Source organism: Nocardia sp. NPDC052254, assembly GCF_040679495.1.
Lineage (GTDB): Bacteria > Actinomycetota > Actinomycetes > Mycobacteriales > Mycobacteriaceae > Nocardia.
In genome coordinates, this window is sequence record NZ_JBFAUW010000021.1 from 66,150 (window position 1) to 84,473 (window position 18,324).

General features: G+C 67.7%; 20 protein-coding genes and 1 riboswitch. Of the genes, 8 read left to right on the forward strand and 12 right to left on the reverse strand.

Annotated elements, in window-relative coordinates; translation table 11 throughout:
* The first annotated feature begins 120 nt into the window (after positions 1–120).
* Both AB0L57_RS30775 and AB0L57_RS30780 read left to right on the forward strand, forming a co-directional pair.
* Positions 121–948: a nucleotidyltransferase domain-containing protein gene (locus AB0L57_RS30775; protein WP_364969670.1), complete on the forward strand. Its 828-nt coding sequence runs from the start codon at positions 121–123 to the stop codon at positions 946–948.
* A complete protein-coding gene (locus tag AB0L57_RS30780) occupies positions 945–1,496 on the forward strand; it encodes a dihydrofolate reductase family protein (protein ID WP_364969673.1) in 552 nt (183 codons plus the stop codon). The genes AB0L57_RS30775 and AB0L57_RS30780 overlap by 4 nt, the downstream gene beginning before the upstream one ends.
* Before the next feature lie 61 nt (positions 1,497–1,557).
* Here the strand turns inward: AB0L57_RS30780 and AB0L57_RS30785 are convergent, their stop codons facing one another.
* Entirely contained in the window at positions 1,558–2,112 is a 555-nt protein-coding gene (locus tag AB0L57_RS30785; protein WP_364969676.1) for an NUDIX domain-containing protein, read from the reverse strand.
* An 84-nt stretch (positions 2,113–2,196) separates the two neighbouring features.
* Between AB0L57_RS30785 and AB0L57_RS30790 the strand changes: the two genes are divergently transcribed.
* Positions 2,197–3,027 (forward strand): hypothetical protein, encoded by an 831-nt coding sequence (locus tag AB0L57_RS30790; protein ID WP_364969679.1) that lies wholly within the window; start codon positions 2,197–2,199, stop codon positions 3,025–3,027.
* Between the two features lie 34 nt (positions 3,028–3,061).
* Here AB0L57_RS30790 and AB0L57_RS30795 read toward each other — a convergent pair whose 3' ends face one another.
* The 5 genes from AB0L57_RS30795 to AB0L57_RS30815 all read right to left on the reverse strand — a co-directional run bounded on the left by AB0L57_RS30795 (position 3,062) and on the right by AB0L57_RS30815 (position 8,513).
* Positions 3,062–3,844 carry an ATP-binding cassette domain-containing protein gene (locus tag AB0L57_RS30795; protein ID WP_364969682.1) on the reverse strand — a complete coding sequence of 261 codons (783 nt, stop codon included), beginning with the start codon at positions 3,842–3,844 and terminating at the stop codon, positions 3,062–3,064.
* Entirely contained in the window at positions 3,841–4,845 is a 1,005-nt protein-coding gene (locus tag AB0L57_RS30800) for an iron chelate uptake ABC transporter family permease subunit (protein WP_364969734.1), read from the reverse strand. Before AB0L57_RS30800 ends, AB0L57_RS30795 begins: the two co-directional genes overlap by 4 nt.
* 29 nt (positions 4,846–4,874) lie before the next feature.
* The gene (locus AB0L57_RS30805; RefSeq protein WP_364969685.1) at positions 4,875–5,912 is read right to left on the reverse strand and encodes an ABC transporter substrate-binding protein; all 1,038 of its coding nucleotides are present in this window, start codon (positions 5,910–5,912) and stop codon (positions 4,875–4,877) included.
* Between the two features lie 49 nt (positions 5,913–5,961).
* Positions 5,962–6,088, reverse strand: a riboswitch (cobalamin riboswitch).
* A 38-nt stretch (positions 6,089–6,126) separates the two neighbouring features.
* On the reverse strand, positions 6,127–7,002 hold the full coding sequence (locus AB0L57_RS30810) for a PhzF family phenazine biosynthesis isomerase (protein WP_364969688.1): 876 nt from the start codon (positions 7,000–7,002) through the stop codon (positions 6,127–6,129).
* A gap of 50 nt (positions 7,003–7,052) precedes the next feature.
* The gene (locus AB0L57_RS30815; protein WP_364969691.1) at positions 7,053–8,513 is read right to left on the reverse strand and encodes an MFS transporter; all 1,461 of its coding nucleotides are present in this window, start codon (positions 8,511–8,513) and stop codon (positions 7,053–7,055) included.
* 65 nt (positions 8,514–8,578) lie between these two features.
* Between AB0L57_RS30815 and AB0L57_RS30820 the strand changes: the two genes are divergently transcribed.
* The 5 genes from AB0L57_RS30820 to AB0L57_RS30840 all read left to right on the forward strand — a co-directional run bounded on the left by AB0L57_RS30820 (position 8,579) and on the right by AB0L57_RS30840 (position 13,094).
* Positions 8,579–9,346 carry a helix-turn-helix transcriptional regulator gene (locus tag AB0L57_RS30820; RefSeq protein ID WP_364969694.1) on the forward strand — a complete coding sequence of 256 codons (768 nt, stop codon included), beginning with the start codon at positions 8,579–8,581 and terminating at the stop codon, positions 9,344–9,346.
* A gap of 329 nt (positions 9,347–9,675) precedes the next feature.
* On the forward strand, positions 9,676–10,788 hold the full coding sequence (locus tag AB0L57_RS30825) for a ferredoxin reductase (protein WP_364969696.1): 1,113 nt from the start codon (positions 9,676–9,678) through the stop codon (positions 10,786–10,788).
* Between the two features lie 8 nt (positions 10,789–10,796).
* Positions 10,797–12,038: an acyl-CoA desaturase gene (locus AB0L57_RS30830; RefSeq protein ID WP_364969699.1), complete on the forward strand. Its 1,242-nt coding sequence runs from the start codon at positions 10,797–10,799 to the stop codon at positions 12,036–12,038.
* A gap of 151 nt (positions 12,039–12,189) precedes the next feature.
* Entirely contained in the window at positions 12,190–12,651 is a 462-nt protein-coding gene (locus AB0L57_RS30835) for a thioesterase family protein (RefSeq protein ID WP_364969702.1), read from the forward strand.
* Positions 12,652–12,719: 68 nt separating this feature from the next.
* Positions 12,720–13,094, forward strand: a complete 375-nt coding sequence (locus AB0L57_RS30840) for a hypothetical protein (protein WP_364969704.1) — start codon at positions 12,720–12,722, stop codon at positions 13,092–13,094.
* A 51-nt stretch (positions 13,095–13,145) separates the two neighbouring features.
* Here AB0L57_RS30840 and AB0L57_RS30845 read toward each other — a convergent pair whose 3' ends face one another.
* The 6 genes from AB0L57_RS30845 to AB0L57_RS30870 form a co-directional block, all read right to left on the reverse strand.
* Positions 13,146–13,598 carry a MaoC family dehydratase gene (locus AB0L57_RS30845; RefSeq protein WP_364969707.1) on the reverse strand — a complete coding sequence of 151 codons (453 nt, stop codon included), beginning with the start codon at positions 13,596–13,598 and terminating at the stop codon, positions 13,146–13,148.
* A gap of 14 nt (positions 13,599–13,612) precedes the next feature.
* Positions 13,613–14,425 carry a PIG-L family deacetylase gene (locus AB0L57_RS30850; protein WP_364969710.1) on the reverse strand — a complete coding sequence of 271 codons (813 nt, stop codon included), beginning with the start codon at positions 14,423–14,425 and terminating at the stop codon, positions 13,613–13,615.
* A gap of 123 nt (positions 14,426–14,548) precedes the next feature.
* Entirely contained in the window at positions 14,549–15,010 is a 462-nt protein-coding gene (locus AB0L57_RS30855; RefSeq protein ID WP_364969713.1) for a phage tail protein, read from the reverse strand.
* A gap of 108 nt (positions 15,011–15,118) precedes the next feature.
* The gene (locus AB0L57_RS30860; protein WP_364969716.1) at positions 15,119–16,420 is read right to left on the reverse strand and encodes a hypothetical protein; all 1,302 of its coding nucleotides are present in this window, start codon (positions 16,418–16,420) and stop codon (positions 15,119–15,121) included.
* The gene (locus AB0L57_RS30865) at positions 16,417–16,641 is read right to left on the reverse strand and encodes a hypothetical protein (protein ID WP_364969718.1); all 225 of its coding nucleotides are present in this window, start codon (positions 16,639–16,641) and stop codon (positions 16,417–16,419) included. The genes AB0L57_RS30860 and AB0L57_RS30865 overlap by 4 nt, the downstream gene beginning before the upstream one ends.
* 347 nt (positions 16,642–16,988) lie before the next feature.
* Positions 16,989–18,131, reverse strand: coding sequence for a helix-turn-helix domain-containing protein (locus tag AB0L57_RS30870; protein ID WP_364969721.1), 1,143 nt, complete (start codon positions 18,129–18,131; stop codon positions 16,989–16,991).
* Positions 18,132–18,324: the final 193 nt, after the last annotated feature.

Here is an 18,324-nt window from a genome sequence, read left to right on the forward strand (position 1 = left end):
TGGGCCACGGTAGCGGGTGCGGTGGTCACGCCGGTGCGCGATTCCCGGTGGTCTCGTCGTGCTGCTCGGAGCGCTGGAGGCGGATCGGGCCGTTCGCGGTGCGGGTGGCAGGCTGTGGTGATGACTGTCCCGCTCGTCGAGTCGCAGTCCTTTCCGGTGGAACTGCGCCCCTATCTGCAGGAGCTGGTCCGTCGCGTCCGGAGCGTGTGCGGAGTGCGGGTGGTGAGCGTTTTCGCGGTGGGTTCGCTGGCACTGGGCGACTATCGACGTGCGCGCAGCGACATCGACGTGACGGTGGTCGTCGATCCCGCACTGCCGGATGCGGCGGTGCTACGGCTGGCCGAGGTCCTGACCGATCTCGAGTGTCCCGCGGCGGGGCTGGAACTGGTGTTGTACGACGCCGACGTGATCGGTCGTCGCTGCGATCGGGCCGGTTACCGCCTCGATCTGAACACCGGCCCGCTGCTGCCCCACAAGGCGAGCTTCGACTCGGCGCGGTCCCCGGCGTTCTGGTACGTGATCGATCGCGGTGTCGCCTGCCAATCGGGAAAGCTGCTCTACGGTCGCCCGGTACGCGAGGTCGTGGCGGCGCCGGTATTCGCGGACCAGCTCGCCGCGGTGCGGGCGTCGGTTCGTGAACATGCCACCGGCGCCGGCCATCTGGCCGACAACCAGGTGCTCAACGGGTGCCGCGCGATCGTGTTCTGCCGGACCGGGCGATGGTTCGCCAAGCGTGGCGCCGCGCACCGGATCGCGAGGGCGGAGCCGCGGTTCGGGCCACTCGTCGATCGAGCGCTGCGCAGCTTCGAGCGTCCGCGCGCACAGAACTTGTCGCTCCCGGATTCCGCTGTCGCACAGTTCCTGTCCTGGGCCGGGGAGTGTGTGGAGCGCGCGCCGAGGGGGAGCACCGATGAATTTCGGTCGTGGGGGAGGTCTACCCAGTCATGAGGAAACTGATCTATGGGTTCACCGTATCTCTGGACGGCTACATCAACGATCGCGGCGGGCGCATCGACTGGACCGACCCGGACGAGGAACTGCACCAGTTCCACAACGACCGCTACCGCGAGATCGAGGTCTCGTTGCACGGCCGCCGGCTCTACGAGCTGATGGCCGAGTACTGGCCGCACGTAGCCGAGGACGCGTCGCCCATCCAGCGGGAGTTCGGCGAGCTCTGGACGAACAAGCCCAAGGTCGTGTTCTCCCGGACGCTCACCGCGGTGCAGTGGAACAGCACCCTGGTCCGTGAGAACGCGGTCGAGGAGGTTCGCAGGCTCAAGGCCGGTGGCGACGGCGTCATGGAGGTCGGCGGTGCGGGGCTCGCGGCCGCACTGATGCCGCACGGACTCATCGACGAGTACCAGTTGTTCGTCTCGCCGGTGGTACTCGGCGGCGGCACCCCGATGTTCCCGTCGCTGGACGAGCGCCTCCGACTCCGATTGACCGAGACGAGACATTTCGCCACCGTGGTGATGATGCGTTACCGCGCCGACTGAGGTCCGGTCCGTCAGCCGCCTGCCCACCGGTCAACGAACCGCCGCGTCCCGCCCTGTGCACTCACGCGGCGGTGAGCTTGGTGAGGAACCGGCCGAGGTGCGGGTCGGATTCCGGGAGTGCGCGCGAATCGAGGTCCCACCATTGCGCTTTCGAGAACTCGGCGGGATCGAGGTGGTAGGTGTGTGCGCGGTGACCTCGGACGACATACCACAGCGACACATCGCAATGTGAGTTGTCACCGACGGTCGTGGTGATGGTGAGGAACAGGGGAGCAGCACCCACCACGGTGAATTCGGCCTCGATGCCGATTTCCTCGGAGGCTTCGCGCACGGCGGCCTCGAGCGGATGTTCGCCCGGTTCGACATGTCCGCCCATCGGCAGCCACAGCCCCGACTTCACGTGCGAGCCGAGCAGCAGCGCCCGTTCGTCCGGGTCGACGACCACCACATAGGACACCAGATGCTGTGCGGGAGTGGCAGGCCGGGAGATGCGCCGGAAAATGTCATCGGTACCGGCGAGCCACGTCAGTGCCGTATCGATGTGGTGTAGTTCGATCGCATCGAGTGGCGAGATTCCCCGGATGAGCTGGGCGACAGCAACAGTGGCGGGACTCATGCTGCGACCATAGCGGCGAGCACCGACACCACTGCCCGCATATCCGCTGACTCGTGTCCCGAACCCGCCCATAGAGTGACACCCATGTGTGTCTCCGTCGCGCGTGCCGCGTTCACCGGCACCACCGTCTACTGCGGACGAGTCGACCATCCCTACCACGGGATGATTCACGTTCTCGGATACCAGAACACGGCCGTCGATCTGTCCGGCGGGGCCAACGCGATGCTGCTGCACGTGCCCGCCGCCGAGACCATGACGCGGGACAACTTCGTATCGGTCCAGCAGCACGGGGACGTGCTGCAACGGATGGTGGACGCGGTGGGTCCGGTCCCGGCGGCGAGCGCGCGGTCCGATGGCATCGACTGGATGGGTTCGGTTCCCCAGGTCCGAATTTTCGAGCACGACGTGTACACGGTGCTGCTCGCCGATGATCCGCGGGCGATTCCCGCGGCACTCGATCGCGTCCCCCGGCGCAGGCGGCCGCCGCTTCGACCCGAGCTGTTCACCTTCTACGCCGACCACTTCCCGAACCACACGATCGTGTTGTGCTGCTTCGACAATGCGGAGGCGGAAAGGGCCAAGCCACTGATGTTGTGGTTCGCACCCGCCGACCCCGATCTGCTCGTCGCTCCCGCATTGGACGCACACACCGGCGGTGCGCCCGACGTGCGCGATCCCGTCCCCGTCGACCACTGGGTCCTGTTCGGCAGCGATGAGACCCCGCCGGAATGGGGCCGGGCAGTGGATTATCCGGACGAGATGTCCCGGGGCTTGCGTTCCTATCTGCCGGACAATGTGATCGGGCGGTACTACGGCGACGGGCAGACGCTGCCCAACGGCGATTTCGCCATCGACCGCGGGGACATGTTGCGCGAGGATCCGGAGGAATGGATTCGCCGGGTCTCAGTCGGCTGAAGCGGGTTCGACCGTGCCCGAACGCTGTCCGGCGTCACACACCCTGATCAGGCAGATCGGGACGGAACGACACCACGGGATATCCCCGATCGGGGTCGGTGCCGATCTGGGCGCGCACCTGATACACCCGGCTGACCATGTCGGTGGTGATCACCTCGGCGGGCGCGCCGAAGCCGACGATGCGGCCACGGTCCAGGATCAGTACCCGGTCGCAGAACATCGCGGCCAGGTTGAGGTCGTGCAGCGCGATGTAGCAGGTCACCGGGAGCGCGGTCACCAGGGTGAGGAGATCGAGCTGATGGCGGATGTCGAGGTGGTTCGTCGGTTCGTCCAGCAGTAGCTCACGCGGTTGCTGGGCCAGCGCCCGCGCGATATGCGTGCGCTGGCGTTCGCCACCGGACAGCGTGTGCCAGCGGTTCTGTGCCTTGTCGGCCATCGCGGTGTGCGCCAACGCCTTTCGTACCGCCTCGGCATCACTGCCGGCATCGCCGCCGAACACCCCGCGATGGGGGATACGCCCGAGTGACACCACGTCTTCGACGGTGATGTCGATCTCGGTGTCGGCGTGCTGTTCGACGACCGCGACCCGGCGCGCGATCCGGTTGCGGCGCCAGCCGCTGATATCGGCGCCGTCGAGGAGTACCCGCCCGCCGTCGGGGCGGCCGATACCGCTGAGCAGGCGCAGCAGCGAGGATTTGCCCGAACCGTTCGGCCCGAGCACGCCGATGGTCTCGCCGACGGCGGGCTCGATGGTGACATCGTCGAGTACCAGGTTCCCGCCCCGCGTCCAACGCAGATGCTCCGCGCGCAATGTCATGCCATCGCTCGATTCCGTAGCAGCAGTGCGATGAACGCCGGAACGCCGATCAGCGCGGTCGCGACCCCGACGGGAACTTCGGTGGGCGCGAAGACGGTTCGCGCGGCCACATCGACCCAGACCGTGAAGATCGCGCCGGCCAGCACGGTCACCGGCAGCAATCGGCGGTGCCGCGGCCCGACGACCAGGCGTGCCGCGTGCGGCAGCACCAATCCGACGAATCCGATCGCACCGGCCGCGCTCACCAGGGCGGCGGTGATCAACGCGGTGACCGCGAGCAACAGCGCCCGCGTCGTCCGCACCGGAATACCCAATGCCGCCGCCGCGGACTCACCGAAGGTGAACGCGTCCAGCGCCGGGGCGCAGCTCAGGCAGATCACGAGTCCGGCACCCGTGATCGCCCCGCACACGGCGACGTCGTTCCAGTCCGCACCGGACAGCGAACCGAGCAGCCAGAACAACACGCCCCGGGTCTGTTCGGCATCGGCGCTGGACACCACGATGAACGAGGTGAGCGCCGAGAACAGCTGCGTCGCCGCGACACCGGCCAGAATGATGCGGGCCGTCCCGCCACCGACGGCGGCGGCGAGGATCAGCACCAGCGCGAACGCGGCGATCGCCCCGCCGAACGCGCCGGCGGTCAGCGAAATCGCCCCGCCGCCGAGACCGAGTACCGCCACCGCTACCGCGCCGGTCGACGCGCCGGAGGAGATGCCGAGTACGAACGGATCGGCCAGCGGATTGCGCAGCACCGACTGCATGATCGCACCACACAGCGCCAGCCCGGCGCCGCAGATCGCCGCGAGCAGCGTGCGGGGCAGTCGCAGCTCCCATACGATGCCCTCTTTGATCCGGCTGACGTGCGCCGCGTCGAATCCGAGGTGTTCGCCCACGACCGAATAGACCTCGCTCACCGACAGATCGGCCGGGCCGATGGTCAGCGTGATCGCGATCGAGACCACCAGCACCGCGAGCCCGGTCGCCAGCAGGACCGCGACCACCGGCACCCTGCGCCGGGCGATGGTCGCGGTCAGCGGACCGGTCCCCACTGCGCCAGCGCCGCCGCCACCTTCTCCACCCCGTCCACGGTGCGCAGCGATGGATTCAGATCGGCGCCGTTGACCACGACGAACCGTTTCTCCCGCACGGCAGCCATCCGCTGGGTGACCGGATGTGACTGCAGGAAGGCGATTTTGCTGTCGAGGCCGTCACCGTCGATCGTGCGCCGGCTCAGGTCGGCGAGCACCAGGGCGTCCGGATCACGGTCGGCGACGCTTTCCCAGCCGACCTGTGGCCATTCGTCGGTGGTGTCGGCGAAGACGTTGCTCGTACCGGTCGCGTCCGCGATGATTCCGGAGGAACCACAGCATCCGGCCATATACGGCGTGCGGATGTCGGAGAACCAGAATGCGAGGCGCACACCCGAGTTCTTCGTGGCCGCGGTGGCCGCGTCGAGGCGGCGCTGCAAGGACGCGATCAGCGTCTCGCCGCGATCGCTCACATCGAAGATCGCGGCCAGCTGACGGATTTCGGTGTAGACCGAGTCGATGCGCAGCGGTTCGGTGCGGCCGCCGTCGGCGTTCACACTCGAGGTCCGGCCTTCGCAGTCGGTCGGTGACAGATAGTTCGGCACCCCGAGCTGATCGAACCGGTCGCGGTCGGCCACGCCGCCGGTGCCCAGAGTGCCGCCGAAGGACGCGGCGACGAAATCGGGCTCGGCGCCGAGCACGGCCTCGAGCGACGGCTGATTCTCGGCCAGTCGCGGCACCTTCGCATTGGCGTCGGCCAGATCCGCGCGCACCGGGTCGGTCCAGGTGGCGGTGCCGGCCATCCGATCGGCCAGGCCCAGTGACAGCAGAATCTCCGTCGATCCCTGATTGAGCGAAACCGCCCGCCGCGGCGGCGCCTCGACGGTGACCGCCCGCCCGCAATTCTGGATCGTCAGGGGGAAACCGGCCCGGGACTCGGCGGGTGGGCCGGCGGTGTCGCCGCGGCCGGCGCACCCGGCGAGGCTCACCGTGACAAGCAGCGCGAACAGGGCACCGAGGTGCCGGATCACCGAACGCATGAGGCGTGAACTCCTTGATCAGGGCCCGGCCGCGGAGCCGTGAAAAGCGGTACCACGATCACCGAGTAGCCGGGCTCCGGCCCGAATCGAGCCGTTACCGTTGCGCGTCAGCCCCGGATTCACACCGGTGTTCCCTCGACGATCGCTGCCCAGATGCTACCGGTGGGATAAATGGACTTTTCGGACGGATGGCGTGCTGGCCACCGTCGCCGGATCAGCGCAGAGGTGGGTCGAGCCGGACTGCGGTGCCCGACACCCGGATCCGCTCCTGGCCCGGATCGAGCGTGACTTCCAGCAGTGAGGGCCGCCCCATGTCGTGGCCCTGGTGGAGGGTCAACCGGGCGTCGGGCGGGACCAGACCGAGCCGGCGGGCATATGCGCCGAAGGCGGCAGCGGCGGCGCCCGTGGCGGCGTCTTCGACGACGCCGCCGACAGGGAATGGGTCGCGGACGTGGAAGACCGTCGCGGATTGACGCCAGACCAGCTGCACCGTGGTCAGATCGAGCCGGCGCATCAGGGCGAGCAGGCGGTCGAAGTCGTAGTCCAGGTCGGCCAGTCGCTGTCGTGTGGCCGCCGCCAGCACGAGGTGGCGCACCCCCGCGTAGGCGATCTTCGGGGGCAGCGCGGCATCCAACTCCCGCTTCGCCCAGCCGAGTGCCGCCAGGGCTTCCGCGACATCCGCCGGGTCCGCCTCGTACACCCGCGGCGGCACGCTGGTGAGCGTGGCCTTCGGTATTCCGGCTTCCTCGTGGACGGTGACCGGCACCCGGCCCGCCCGGGTGTGCAGGTCGAAGTTCCCGGCGCCGAGCTTTTCGCCGAGCGCGATGGCGGCGGCCACGGTGGCGTGGCCGCAGAAGTCCACTTCCGCCTCGGGGCTGAAGAACCGGAGGGTGCAGGACCGGAGGTCGTCCGGGTCGGGACCCGGGGTGAGAAAGGCGGATTCCGAGTAACCGAGTGCGGCGGCGATGCCGAGCATCGTGGTGTCGTCGAGTCCGGCGGCGTCGAGTACGACGCCGGCGGGGTTGCCGCCGTGGGGGCTGGTCGCGAAGGCGGTGTAATGCAGGACGTTGTCGGTGATCGGGCTGTTCATGAGTGAGATCCCTTGTCGGAGAGTCAGATTGGGGAAATGTGGGCGAGCGGTCACCGGCGGCCGGGCGTGCCCCACCGTTGCCGCGAGGCGGACAGGGCGAGCAGGGTGCCGATGGCGAAGGCCGCTGCGGCAAGGGCCGCCGAGAGCCGTAGACCGGGGATGAAGTCGCCGGCGGCGGCGAGTGTGCCGAACAGCGCGACGCCGACGGTGCTCCCGACCTGGCGGGAGACGTTGAAGACGGCGGCCGCGATGCCCGCCCCCGACGCCGGAGCCGCGTCGATGATCGCCGCGGTGGCGGCCAGGGCGGTCGTGGTCTGGCCGAGACCCGTGGCGATCAGGGCGAACAACAGCGCCCAGTAGGGAGTGTGCGGTCCGGCGACCAGCCAGCCGAGGAAGCCGGCGGTGCCCAGCGCCAGACCCGCGGCCATCGGGACGTACGGGCCGGTGCGGGCGACGATCCGGCTGAACAGCGGGGCGGCGATCAACCCCATGCACACCGATGGCAGCAGGGCGAAGCCGGTGGCCAGGGCGCCCAGACCGCGCTCCTGCTGGAAGTACAGAGTGCTCAGGAAGAGCATGCCGTAATAGCCGAGACTGATCAGCAGCCCGATCACGGCGGTGCCGGTGAATGCTCGGGAGCCGAACAGCGACGGGGGGAGCAGCGGCGCACGGCCGTCCGCCCGCTGCTCCAGGGCGCGCTCGACCAGGGCGAAGGCGATCAGCGCGGCGGCGCCGAGGCCGAAGGCGGCCAGGACCGGCGCGGCCGTCCAGCCGCGTGTGCTCGCCTCGTTGAGGCCGAAGGCCGAGGCGACGAGCCCGACGACGCCGAGTATCTGCCCCAGCGGGTCCATCCGGCGAGCTCCTGCCGTGCGGGAGCGGGCGCGCAGGTGACGCCGGGTGAGGAAAATGGCGAGGGCGCCGACGGGCAGATTCAGCCAGAACACGAAGCGCCAGTCGAACGCGGAGACCAGAATTCCGCCGACGACCGGACCGGCGCCGAACGCGACGGAGGCGACCGCGCCCCAGAGGGCGACCGCCCGGGCCCGCACCGTGCGATCGGGGTAGGTGGCCTGCAGAAGTGCGAGTGACGCGGGTACGAGTAGCGCGGCGCCCACACCCTGCGCGAGCCGCCCCGCCACCAGCAGGCCGACGGAGGTGGCGAGGCCGCAGACCACCGACGCGGTGGTGAAGACCCCGAGGCCGGTGAGAAAGATCCGGCGGTGCCCGAACCGATCGGCGAGGCCGCCGCCGAGCAGGAGCAGCGCCGCGAAGACGGTGCTGTAGCCGTCGACGATCCACTGCAGGGCGGCGGCTCGGGCGCCGAGAGAAAGGCGGATATCCGGGAGGGCGACATTGACCACCGTCACGTCGAGCATCACCAGGAAGTAGCCGAGGCTGAGCGCGACCAGCGGGGCCACTGCGAGTCGTGGGTGATCCGTGCCGGAAGGTGTGGCCGGCCGGAGTCTTTCGGCGGCGCGCCCGGGTCGGGCGGCGAGGTCCGTGGGGGTCATGGAAAAAATCATCGACCCCGGACACTTCGTCAGCCATCAAAGTGTCGCCGTTCTACGCTGTGGTCATGCCGGATCCGCACCCGCTCAAGCATCAGACCGACATCGCCCGCGCCGCCGCGCTGATCGCCGATCCTTCGCGGGCCGTCATGCTCAAATGCCTGGCCGACGGCCGCGCCCTGCCCGCGAGTGCGCTGGCGGCCGAGGCCGGGGTCAGCGCGGCGACGGCGAGCGTGCACCTGGCCAAGCTGGTGGCGGGCGGGTTCGTCACGGTCGCGCGGCAGGGGCGGCATCGCTACTACCGGCTCGCGGGTCCCGACATCGGCGGGGCCCTCGAGGCGCTGGCCATCGTAGCGCCGGCATTGCCCATCACCTCCCTGAAGGAAAGCAACCGCACCAACGCTCTGTACCGCTCCCGCACCTGCTACGACCACCTGGCCGGACAGCTCGGCGTCGCCCTGCTCCAGGCGTTGCTCGACCGTGGTGTGCTCACCGGGCACGACGGCATCCACCGCCCTGGTGAAGCGGTGCGCGACCGCCCGTCGTCCTACGGTCACGATTTTCGCTACGAACTCACCGACTCCGGCCGCGGGCAGCTGCGCGAACTCGGCATCGACACCGATCGCTTGCCGCCGCGCCGGCCCGCGATCCGCTACTGCGTCGACTGGAGCGAGCACCGCCACCACCTGGCCGGCGGTCTCGGTGCGGCTCTGACCGCCCGGCTGTTCGACCTGGAGTGGGTGCGCTGGGGCGTCGGCCCGCGCCTGGTTCACCTGACCGAGCAGGGGGCCGCGGGCCTCGAGCGGTCACTCGGGCTGGTGCTCGTCGAGGCGTGAACAACCCGCCGCCACAAGGACTCTCGTCTCGGCTCGGGAACGGTCGGCTGGTCGGTGTGATCGCTGGGCCCCACCGCGGTGGATGTGCCTCCGACGTGGAGTGCCGCACGCCGTTCGGAGAATTCTGTGAACAGATGTGCACTGAATTGTGTCGATTGCCGTCCAGTGGGTATATGCGGAACCGAGGGTGTCATCCATCTGGGTGTTGGCGTCGCAGTAGCTGGGAAGGCGGTCTGAAGACGATGGCGATCCGAGGCGGGGCGGTCGATGCTCCGCGAGGTGGAACTGCAATGTCAGTGTACGGTCGTGCGCAGAAGTGAGGGACTGCGATGGATCTGTTGAAGTGGAGTAAGCGTCCCGCTGCCGGTGTCAATGCGAGAAAGCCTCAGGTCAATGTCGTGCGAGGGCTGGTGGCGCGCGCCACCACACCGCTGCTTCCGGATGACTATCTCCGCTTGATCAACCCGCTGTGGACCGCTCGCGAACTCCGGGGGAAGGTCGTCGACGTCGTCAAGGAGACCGCCGACTCGGCCACCGTGACGATTCGTCCCGGGTGGGGTTTTCCGGCGACGTACGAACCGGGGCAGTACGTCGGTATCGGGTTGCGGATCGGGGGCCGGTGGCACTGGCGCTCCTACTCGCTCACCTCGATCGGGTCCTCGTCGGACACGACCATCTCGATCACGGTCAAGGCCAATCCGGACGGTTTCCTGTCGACCCACCTGGTCGACGGCGTCCAGCCCGACACCATCATCCGGCTGGCGGCGCCGAAGGGCGATTTCCATCTGCCGGAGCCGGTGCCGGGCAGGATCCTGTTCGTCACCGCGGGCAGTGGGATCACGCCGGTCATCGCGATGTTGCGGGCGCTGGAGGCGCGCGGTGACGCACCCGACATCTGCCATGTGCACGCCGCGCCGACTCGCGACGACGTCATCTTCGTCGATGAGATGCAAGCCCGCGCAGCCGACGCCGATCACTACGACCTGACCATCCAATTCACCCGTGAGATGGGACATTTCGACGTCGCGCGCCTGGACGAGTGGGTGCCCGACTGGCGCGAACGCGAATGCTGGGCCTGTGGGCCGCCCAGCCTGCTCGACGCGATGGAATCCCACTACGAGGCGGGTGGCCTGCGCGAGCGCCTGCACACCGAGCGGTTCACCATTTCGCGCACCGACCACGGGGCCGAGGGCGGAAAGGTCCGTTTCGCCGTCTCGGGCAGGGAGGCCGAGATCGACGGTGCGACAACACTTCTGGAAGCCGGCGAAGAACTCGGAATAACCATGCCCTTCGGCTGCCGGATGGGGATATGCCAGACATGTGTCGTCCCGCTCGCGGGGGGATACGTGCGCGACCTGCGCACCGGCGCGGAGCGCCGCGAAGGAGAACGGATCCAGACATGCATCAGCAGCGTGTCCGGTGAATGCACCCTCGATTTGTAGGAGGTCCCATGGCCATCACCGATATCGACGCCTACGCCCATCTCACCGCGGCCGACATCGAGGCCCTCGGTGCCGAACTGGATACCATCCGCCGCGATATCGAGGAGTCCCGGGGCGAACGGGACGCCGCCTATGTGCGGCGCACCATCGCGCTGCAGCGCGCTCTGGCCGCCGGCGGCCGCGCAACCCTGATGTTCAGCAATCGGAAGGCCGCGTGGCTGGCCGGGACGGCGATGCTCTCGCTGGCCAAGATCATCGAGAACATGGAACTCGGCCACAATGTCATGCACGGCCAATGGGATTGGATGAACGATCCGGAAATCCACTCCTCGTCGTGGGAATGGGATACCACCTGTCCCAGCGTGCAGTGGAAGCATTCGCACAATTTCGTCCATCACAAGTACACCAATGTCGTCGGTATGGATGACGATGTCGGTTACGGCATCCTGCGTGTCACCCGAGATCAGCGGTGGGAATGGTGGAATGTCGGAAACCCGGTGTACAACCTGGCCCTGGCGACCTTCTTCGAATGGGGTGTCGCCCTGCACCACCTGGAAGTGGAGAAACTCCGCAAGAAGGACAAGACCTGGCGGCAGGCGTTCAAAGACCTGAGGATCATCGGGACGAAGGTCGGCAAGCAGGCGGCGAAGGACTATCTGATCTTTCCCGCGCTGGCAGGGCGGAACTGGAAGACGACATTGACCGCCGATGCCACCGCCAACTTCGTCCGCAACTACTGGGCGTACATGGTCATCTTCTGTGGTCACTTTCCCGACGGTGCCGAAAAATTCACCAGAGCCGAACTCGAAGTCGAAGACCGGCCACGCTGGTATCTGCGACAAATGCTGGGATCGGCCAACTTTCACGCCGGCCCGTTGATGCGCTTCCTCAGCGGCAATCTGAGCCACCAGATCGAACACCACCTGTTCCCCGATCTGCCGAGTAACCGCTACGAGGAAATCGGCGTCCGCGTTCGCGAACTGTGCGAAAAGTACGACCTCCCCTATACGACGGGTTCGATCGGCCACCAATACCTGTTGACGTTCCGCACGATCGCGAAACTGGCCCTGCCGAACGCGCTGCTCGCGGCCACCTCCGACGATGCCCCCGAGACCGCCTCGGAGCTGCGCTTCGCGATCCGCGAGGGGATGCAGGACCACTTCGGCGTCGATCCGCGCACCGGCAAGCGCCAGGGGCTTCGGACAGCCTTGCGCGAAGTGAAACGCGCGCCGCTGCGGGCGGCGAGCTGAGCGTCGGTGCGGGCCCCGGTCCGTCCGCGCGTTTGCCGACGGCCGGGCCGGGGGAGGAAGCCTCGGCACAGGTGCCGGCCACTGAGTGGAAGACCGGCCGCATCGATCACCCACGGCCCCGTACGCTCGGCGGACGGGAAAGGTGGCGGCGGTGCGAACACTCGAATGTGATGTCGAGGCAGGGTGGATCGACATCAATGACCACATGAACGCTCAATACTACGGGATCGTGGTCTATCGCGCCCACGCCGCGTTCACCGACGCGCTGGGTCTGGGCGACGACTATGTCCGGCGGACGGGGTGCGGGAAGGTCGTCGTCCAGACCGCGATGAGCTATGAACGAGAAGTGCGGCGCGGGGCGCGGCTCGCTGTCGATTCCTGGTTGCTGGGTGTGGATGCCAAGCGGCTGCACTTCTTCCACGAATTGCGCAATCTGGACGACGGCTCCCGGGCGGCGGTGTCGGAACAGTTGGACCTGCACGTCGATCTCGGCACGAGACGGACCGCCGCGATGCCTCCCGATGTCCTGGCCCGGCTCAGCGGGTTCGCGGCCGAACAGCGCGCGACGGGCCGGCCGGACGGTGTGGGGCGCAGGATCAGATTCCCGGGGTGATCTCGTGGCGGCCGGCCCGCTCGACAAACCGATAGCCGGATCCACGGTCCCGCAATAGTATTCGATCGATGACAAAGGAACGCCGCCGCAGAGTGCTCACGGTGGGTGAGCGGCAGTACGTATGGAAGGTCCACCACCAGCACGTGAACGGCTGTGAGGAAGTCCTGCGGCTGCGCCAACTCGGGTCGGTCGCGGGGTTGACACTGGTCTTCCACCCCGACGGTGAGCGTCACGTCTCCGACGGCGGGCCGTCCGCCACCGGTCTCGTCTGGATCGGTGACCGCCTGCTGAACCTGAACAAGCCCGGCGTGGTCCGGGCATTCGTCGATGCGGCCGTCGAATCGGGCTGGATGACGCACACGCGCACGAACGGCCGCCGCGACGGCTGGGACCTGTTCGACGACGCGCATGCCAGGAGTGCCGACGACTACTCGACTCCCTGAACACCGAGACGTGACGTGCCGCGGTGTTTTCGCGCTGTCGCGATCCGGCCGCTACGCCGGTTTCGTGAACGCCAGCAGCCGGCCGGTGGCGTGCTGACGGATGTCACCGTGCTGGTTGAGGGTGTCGTAGGCGGTGGTGATGAATCCGCGGCTCGGGTCGGAGGTGGATCGGCGGACGGCGGTGACCTCCAGTTCCACGTGCAGCCGGTCACCGGGCCGGGTCGGGGTGGGCCAGGTGAGGTCGATGGAGGCGCCGATGATGCCGGTGGCCAGCGGCAGGCCGCTGGTCACCAGCAGCCGCATGGTGATGGCGGCGGTCTGCCAGCCGCTGGCGGCCAGCCCCTGGAAGAAGGTGCCCTGTGCGGTGTCCTCGGCGAGGTGGAAGGGCTGGGGGTCCCAGTCGGAGGCGAAGGCGACGATCGCCTCGGCGGTGAGCTCGTAGGTGCCGGTGGTGAAACGGTCACCGACACCGATGTCGTCGAGCCACAGTGCGTTGTCGGTCATGGTTGTCCCAGCGGTCAGCGGAGTCCGGCGAACAGGTCGGTTTCCCGGTCGGGCGCGTCCGCGACCCGGTTGCGATGGCGGACGAAGCTCTCGACGGAGAAGACCAGCTGCTGTACTTCCGACGGCATCCGCAGGAACGGCACGCTGTCGCCCTGGCTGCCGTGTGCCTCGAGCGCCTTGACCTTGCGCTGCACGTGCGGCGACACGTCCACGAGTGTGGTGATCAGATCCGCGGGCGTGCCGAAATCCTCCGGCATCTCGAAATCGATCAGGCCGCGCTCCCGCAGCGTCGTGAACATCTCGCGGGAGCTTTCGCGCGGAATCGCGGTGTAGTACAGCTTGTCCGGTATGTCGGTCGCCGCGGCCGCCGCCAGCGCGATGCGGTTGGCCTGGATGTGGTCGGGGTGACCGTAGTTGCCGTTCTCGTCGTAGGTGACGACCACCTGGGGACGGTAGTGGCGCATGAGGTCGGCGAGCCGCGCGGCCGAGTGCTCGACCGGGATGTTCCAGAAGGCCTCGGGATCGTGATTGCCGTCCCAGCCGTCCATCCCGGAATCGCGGTAGCCGAGCAGTTCGACATGGTCGATGTCCAGCAGCGCCGCCGACTCCCGGAGTTCGGCGAGTCGTTGCGCGCGTACCGCATCCGGATCATGGCCCGGCTCGCCGGGCTTGATTCCGCCCGGAGCATCGCCCTGCTCACCGTTGGTGCACGTCACCAGGACCGTCCGCACACCTTCGGCGGCATACCGCGCGAAAATCCCACCGGTGCTGATGACTTCGTCGTCCGGATGAGCGTGTACGGCCATGATCGTCAGTTGCTCGGCCATGAGTCCCTGTCTGTCGTGCTGGGCGCTTCGGAGTTCCTACTCTACGAATGAACACCGACACCCGGAACATTGATTCCGGCCGGGCGGACTCACACTTCGCGGCGGGACGGGCCTCGAGCGGACTCAGTACTGATTCTTGATCACGAAGTAGGAGCCGCGGATGGTTCCGGCCAGCTTCGACTTCTGCCGCGCGAACTTGAACGCGGACAGTTCCTCGGGGATCTCCATCCCGTCGGAGAGCTTGAAACCCACCGCGCGTTTGCCCGAGTCGTCGATCGAGTACATGACGTTGATCGACAGCCCGCTCTCGTAGAAGACGTAGGCGATACGCAGGTCCTCCACCTGGAACGCGGTGGCCTCGAGCGGGCGCGAGGAGATGACGATGCCGCGTTCGTCCTCGAGGATCCGGCTCACCCATTCGACGGTCGAGCGCGCTTCGTCCGCGGGGTCCACCGTGAAGACGTGGTCGTACTTGTTCTTGAAGTACCGGGCCTCGTTCGCGCGCAGACCGGCCAGCGCGGGCGCTACGGGCGACGATTCCACACCGGCGGTCGATACGGTGGCGAAATCCACTGTCTGGGGCATGGCGAGCTCCTCGGCATGGGTGTGTTCGTCTCGCTGAATCCGCTTCCGGTCGAACTCTACAACGGCATGTTCCCGGCAGCCGGTGACCGAACCGTGAAGGGGCGGATTTCAGTGCCGTTCCCAGCCGTGCGCCACGCCGCGCCGCCGTCCCAGCTGACGGCGGCGATAGAACACTTCTTCGACCGTCACCGAACCGGCCGACACCGCTTCGATCAGCGATGTCAGCCGCAGGATGTCGCGATGCTCGCTCAGGTGACGTTGCACGACGGCGCGGCGTTCGGGCGGCAGTGTCGCCCAGATGCTTCCGATGCGGGTCTGGACCGCGCGGTCACCGGCCGCGACGATATCGAGCAGGACCGGCCACAGATCGGCCTCGGTGGCGTGATCGGGTAGCCCGGCGACGAGTGCGTCGTGCTGTTGCGCGATCGTCAGCGCCAGCATCGGACGAAGCGCGATATCGGTTCGCGCGAGGACGGCGAACACCCCCTGCCACCACCGCGGTGCGCTGTGTGCGTCCAGTGCCCGCAGCAGTGCGGCGGGTACGGCGGCCTCGGCGAAGACCGGCAGGGCGGCCACGGTCGCCAGCGCGTGGGCGGGCAGGGTGGTCAGGAATGCGGCCAGATCGGCCACCGCGCCGCGGTTGATCGCGGTGATCACCAGATTGCACAGTTCGGTCCGCGAGCCGATCCCGATCGCGATGTCCCCGACCGCGCCGACGATGCCGCGGTCGCAGCGGGACAGGATCGACAGGGTCGCCACCTGCAGCTCCGGTGATCCGCGCAGGACCGTCCGCATCATGGCCGGCATACGGTTGCCGGGGCCGGTCAGCAGATGGCGCAGGACGGAGGTCAATGCGTCGGTCGAGTAGGCGAACGAGGCCGAATAGATCAGTCCCTCATCGTCGGGCACGCCGCGTTCGACGGCCTCGATCAGTGGTGTCGTGGCGTATCCGAGAAAGGGTCCGGCGGTGATGTAGTCGCGTCGTCGCAGGATCTCGTTGACGATGTGCACGATCGGTTCGGGTGGTGCGATGTCGGCGAGTTCGCCGACGGTGCGCGGATCGAGGAAGGGCGCGCAATCGGCGGCGTAGTCGACCTTCAGCAGCGCCACGGTTTCGGCTGCCTTCCTGGGGTGATCGACGCCGACGGCTCCGGCCGCGCGCCCGGTGAGGGTCGGCGGGACGATCTTCTGTACCAGTGGCATCGAGATGCCCAGCGGAATGATCGGCACCAATCTGCTGATGCGCCGGAAGGTTTCGGCATGGCGGTCGAAGATGATCGCCGCCATGCGCTGCTGTATCTCGTGCAGGTTCTGTGCGCCCAGCCGCTCGAGGTGGGCGATCCGCTGCGGCGGCACGTGCAGGGTGCGGGCGAGCAGGATGAGCTGGGCATGGGTTACCGGATCCGTCATCGGTCCAGCAGATTTCCGAACATGATCTTCTTGGTCGGGGCACGCAGCGGCCGGGGCAGTTCCCGGACCATCGTGTCCACGGCCTGGACCAGCCCCTCGGCCTCCTGCCGCCGAGCCTGCCGGAACAACATCAGCAGGTCGGCGCATTCGGTGGCCATGAGCCGGTCGGTGCCGGCCAGCGGCCCGCCGAGTTCGTTCTCCAGTTCGTCTCTGGCGGTCATGGTGCACCCCGATATCGCTCGAGTCTTCATCGGTCGGAACGGATTTCCTACGAAGACATTCCGCGGATGCTAGGCGGATGATTCGGTGCCGAGGGCGGGAATTACGCCGCATGAGGGTGGGTCACGAACGAATTCGATTTTTCTTTGGGACCGGCAATCATCGCTCGCCGCGAACGCGCCGGTGCCGGCGACGAGCTGGGGGCGGACGCGAATGCTTCGAGAAACAATCTGTTTTCAAAGATATGGCACGATACGGCGTCGAATCTGCGCGGGCACTATTCGGTCGGGCGTGGCATCGCCGCCGGTTCCGGGGCGAATCACGTTGTGCGGCAAGCGGTTGTGAGTCGCTAGCGCTGGGTGCGGGGTTTCGGCCGTGCGGCGATCACGCGCCGCGGTGTTCGTGCGCCGGTATCCGGCCGAATGCGTTCGGGCATCGGTGGATTCTCGGTATAGGTGCGGGCGACGAGGGCGGCGCGGACGTACAGCAACCCGGATGCGGAGGTCGGGTCGATGCCGATCAGCTGACCGATGCGTTTCATTCGGTAGTCGACCGTATTCGTGTGGACCCGCAAGTCGTGCGCCGTCCGCTGACGATTGAGATCGTTGGCCAGGTGCCGGGTGATTGTCTCGATCAATTCTGGATGCTCGTCGAGCGGATTCAACATCGAGCTCAATAGATTCCGGCTCGGACCGGGCCGGGTGAGTTGATGTTCGAGCGCCAGATCGTCGAGTCGATAGACCCCGGGTTCCCGGCCGAGTCGTTCCACCGTGTCGAGTAATTCGTGGACCTCCTCGAAACAGGCCGGAATATCCGACGCGGCAGCGGGTGCCGTGGTGGCGGTGATCGGGGCGCCGGTGACCGCGCTCACCGCGGCGACGATCCGGTCGACGTCCTCGGTGACCGTGGGCGGTGCGGGTATCAGGATGGTTCCGCCGCTCGCGTTCAACAGCGACAGGGTTCCGCCGCTGCTGTGCGAATTCAGTGCGATCCGGGCGCGGTGCAGAGTGCGCCGACCGGCGAGGCTTGTCTCGGGCAACGAAAGCGATACGGCCACAACGTGATAGTGGTCGGCGACGGCGATACCGCTCTGCCGGGCGAGCGCGGCCGTCGGGTGGCCGTGCAGCAGGGCCGCCGCCAGTCTGTGGGCCGGGTTGTAGCCGCCGTCGGTGGCATCGCGCAGTTCGTCGATATAGGCGGTCGACACGGCGGTCGTGATCGTCTCCACCGCGTCGAGCAGGCGCAATGTCGCGGCTTCGGTGGTTTCGAGATCGGTGAATATCGTTGCGGCGTGCCACCGTTCGGCTCCCCGGCGGAATCCCAGGTGGACCGCGCGGTGGATCGAATCCAGCGGTGTTCGCTCGCGTGCCCACTGGGTGGCCGCTCTCATCAGCACCCGAGGAGTGTCCGTGACCGGTTTTCCGTCGAGAACGTCGACGGCGAATTCGGCGCACAGCCGCGTGACGGTGGCGAGATCGAGCGTCGGCGACACGTCGAACGCGCGCCCGGCCCGGGTGCTCGCCTCAGTGCGAGGAAGACCGGCCCGCATGATCCAGTACCAGGGTGTCGATGTTCTGATCCATCGATGCGCGGATGGCCACCTGTGCCTGATGCGGCAGCGTGTGCATGATCTCGAGGACGCGCCGGCGGCGGCGTTCCACGGCCTGGCGCACCGGCATACCCGG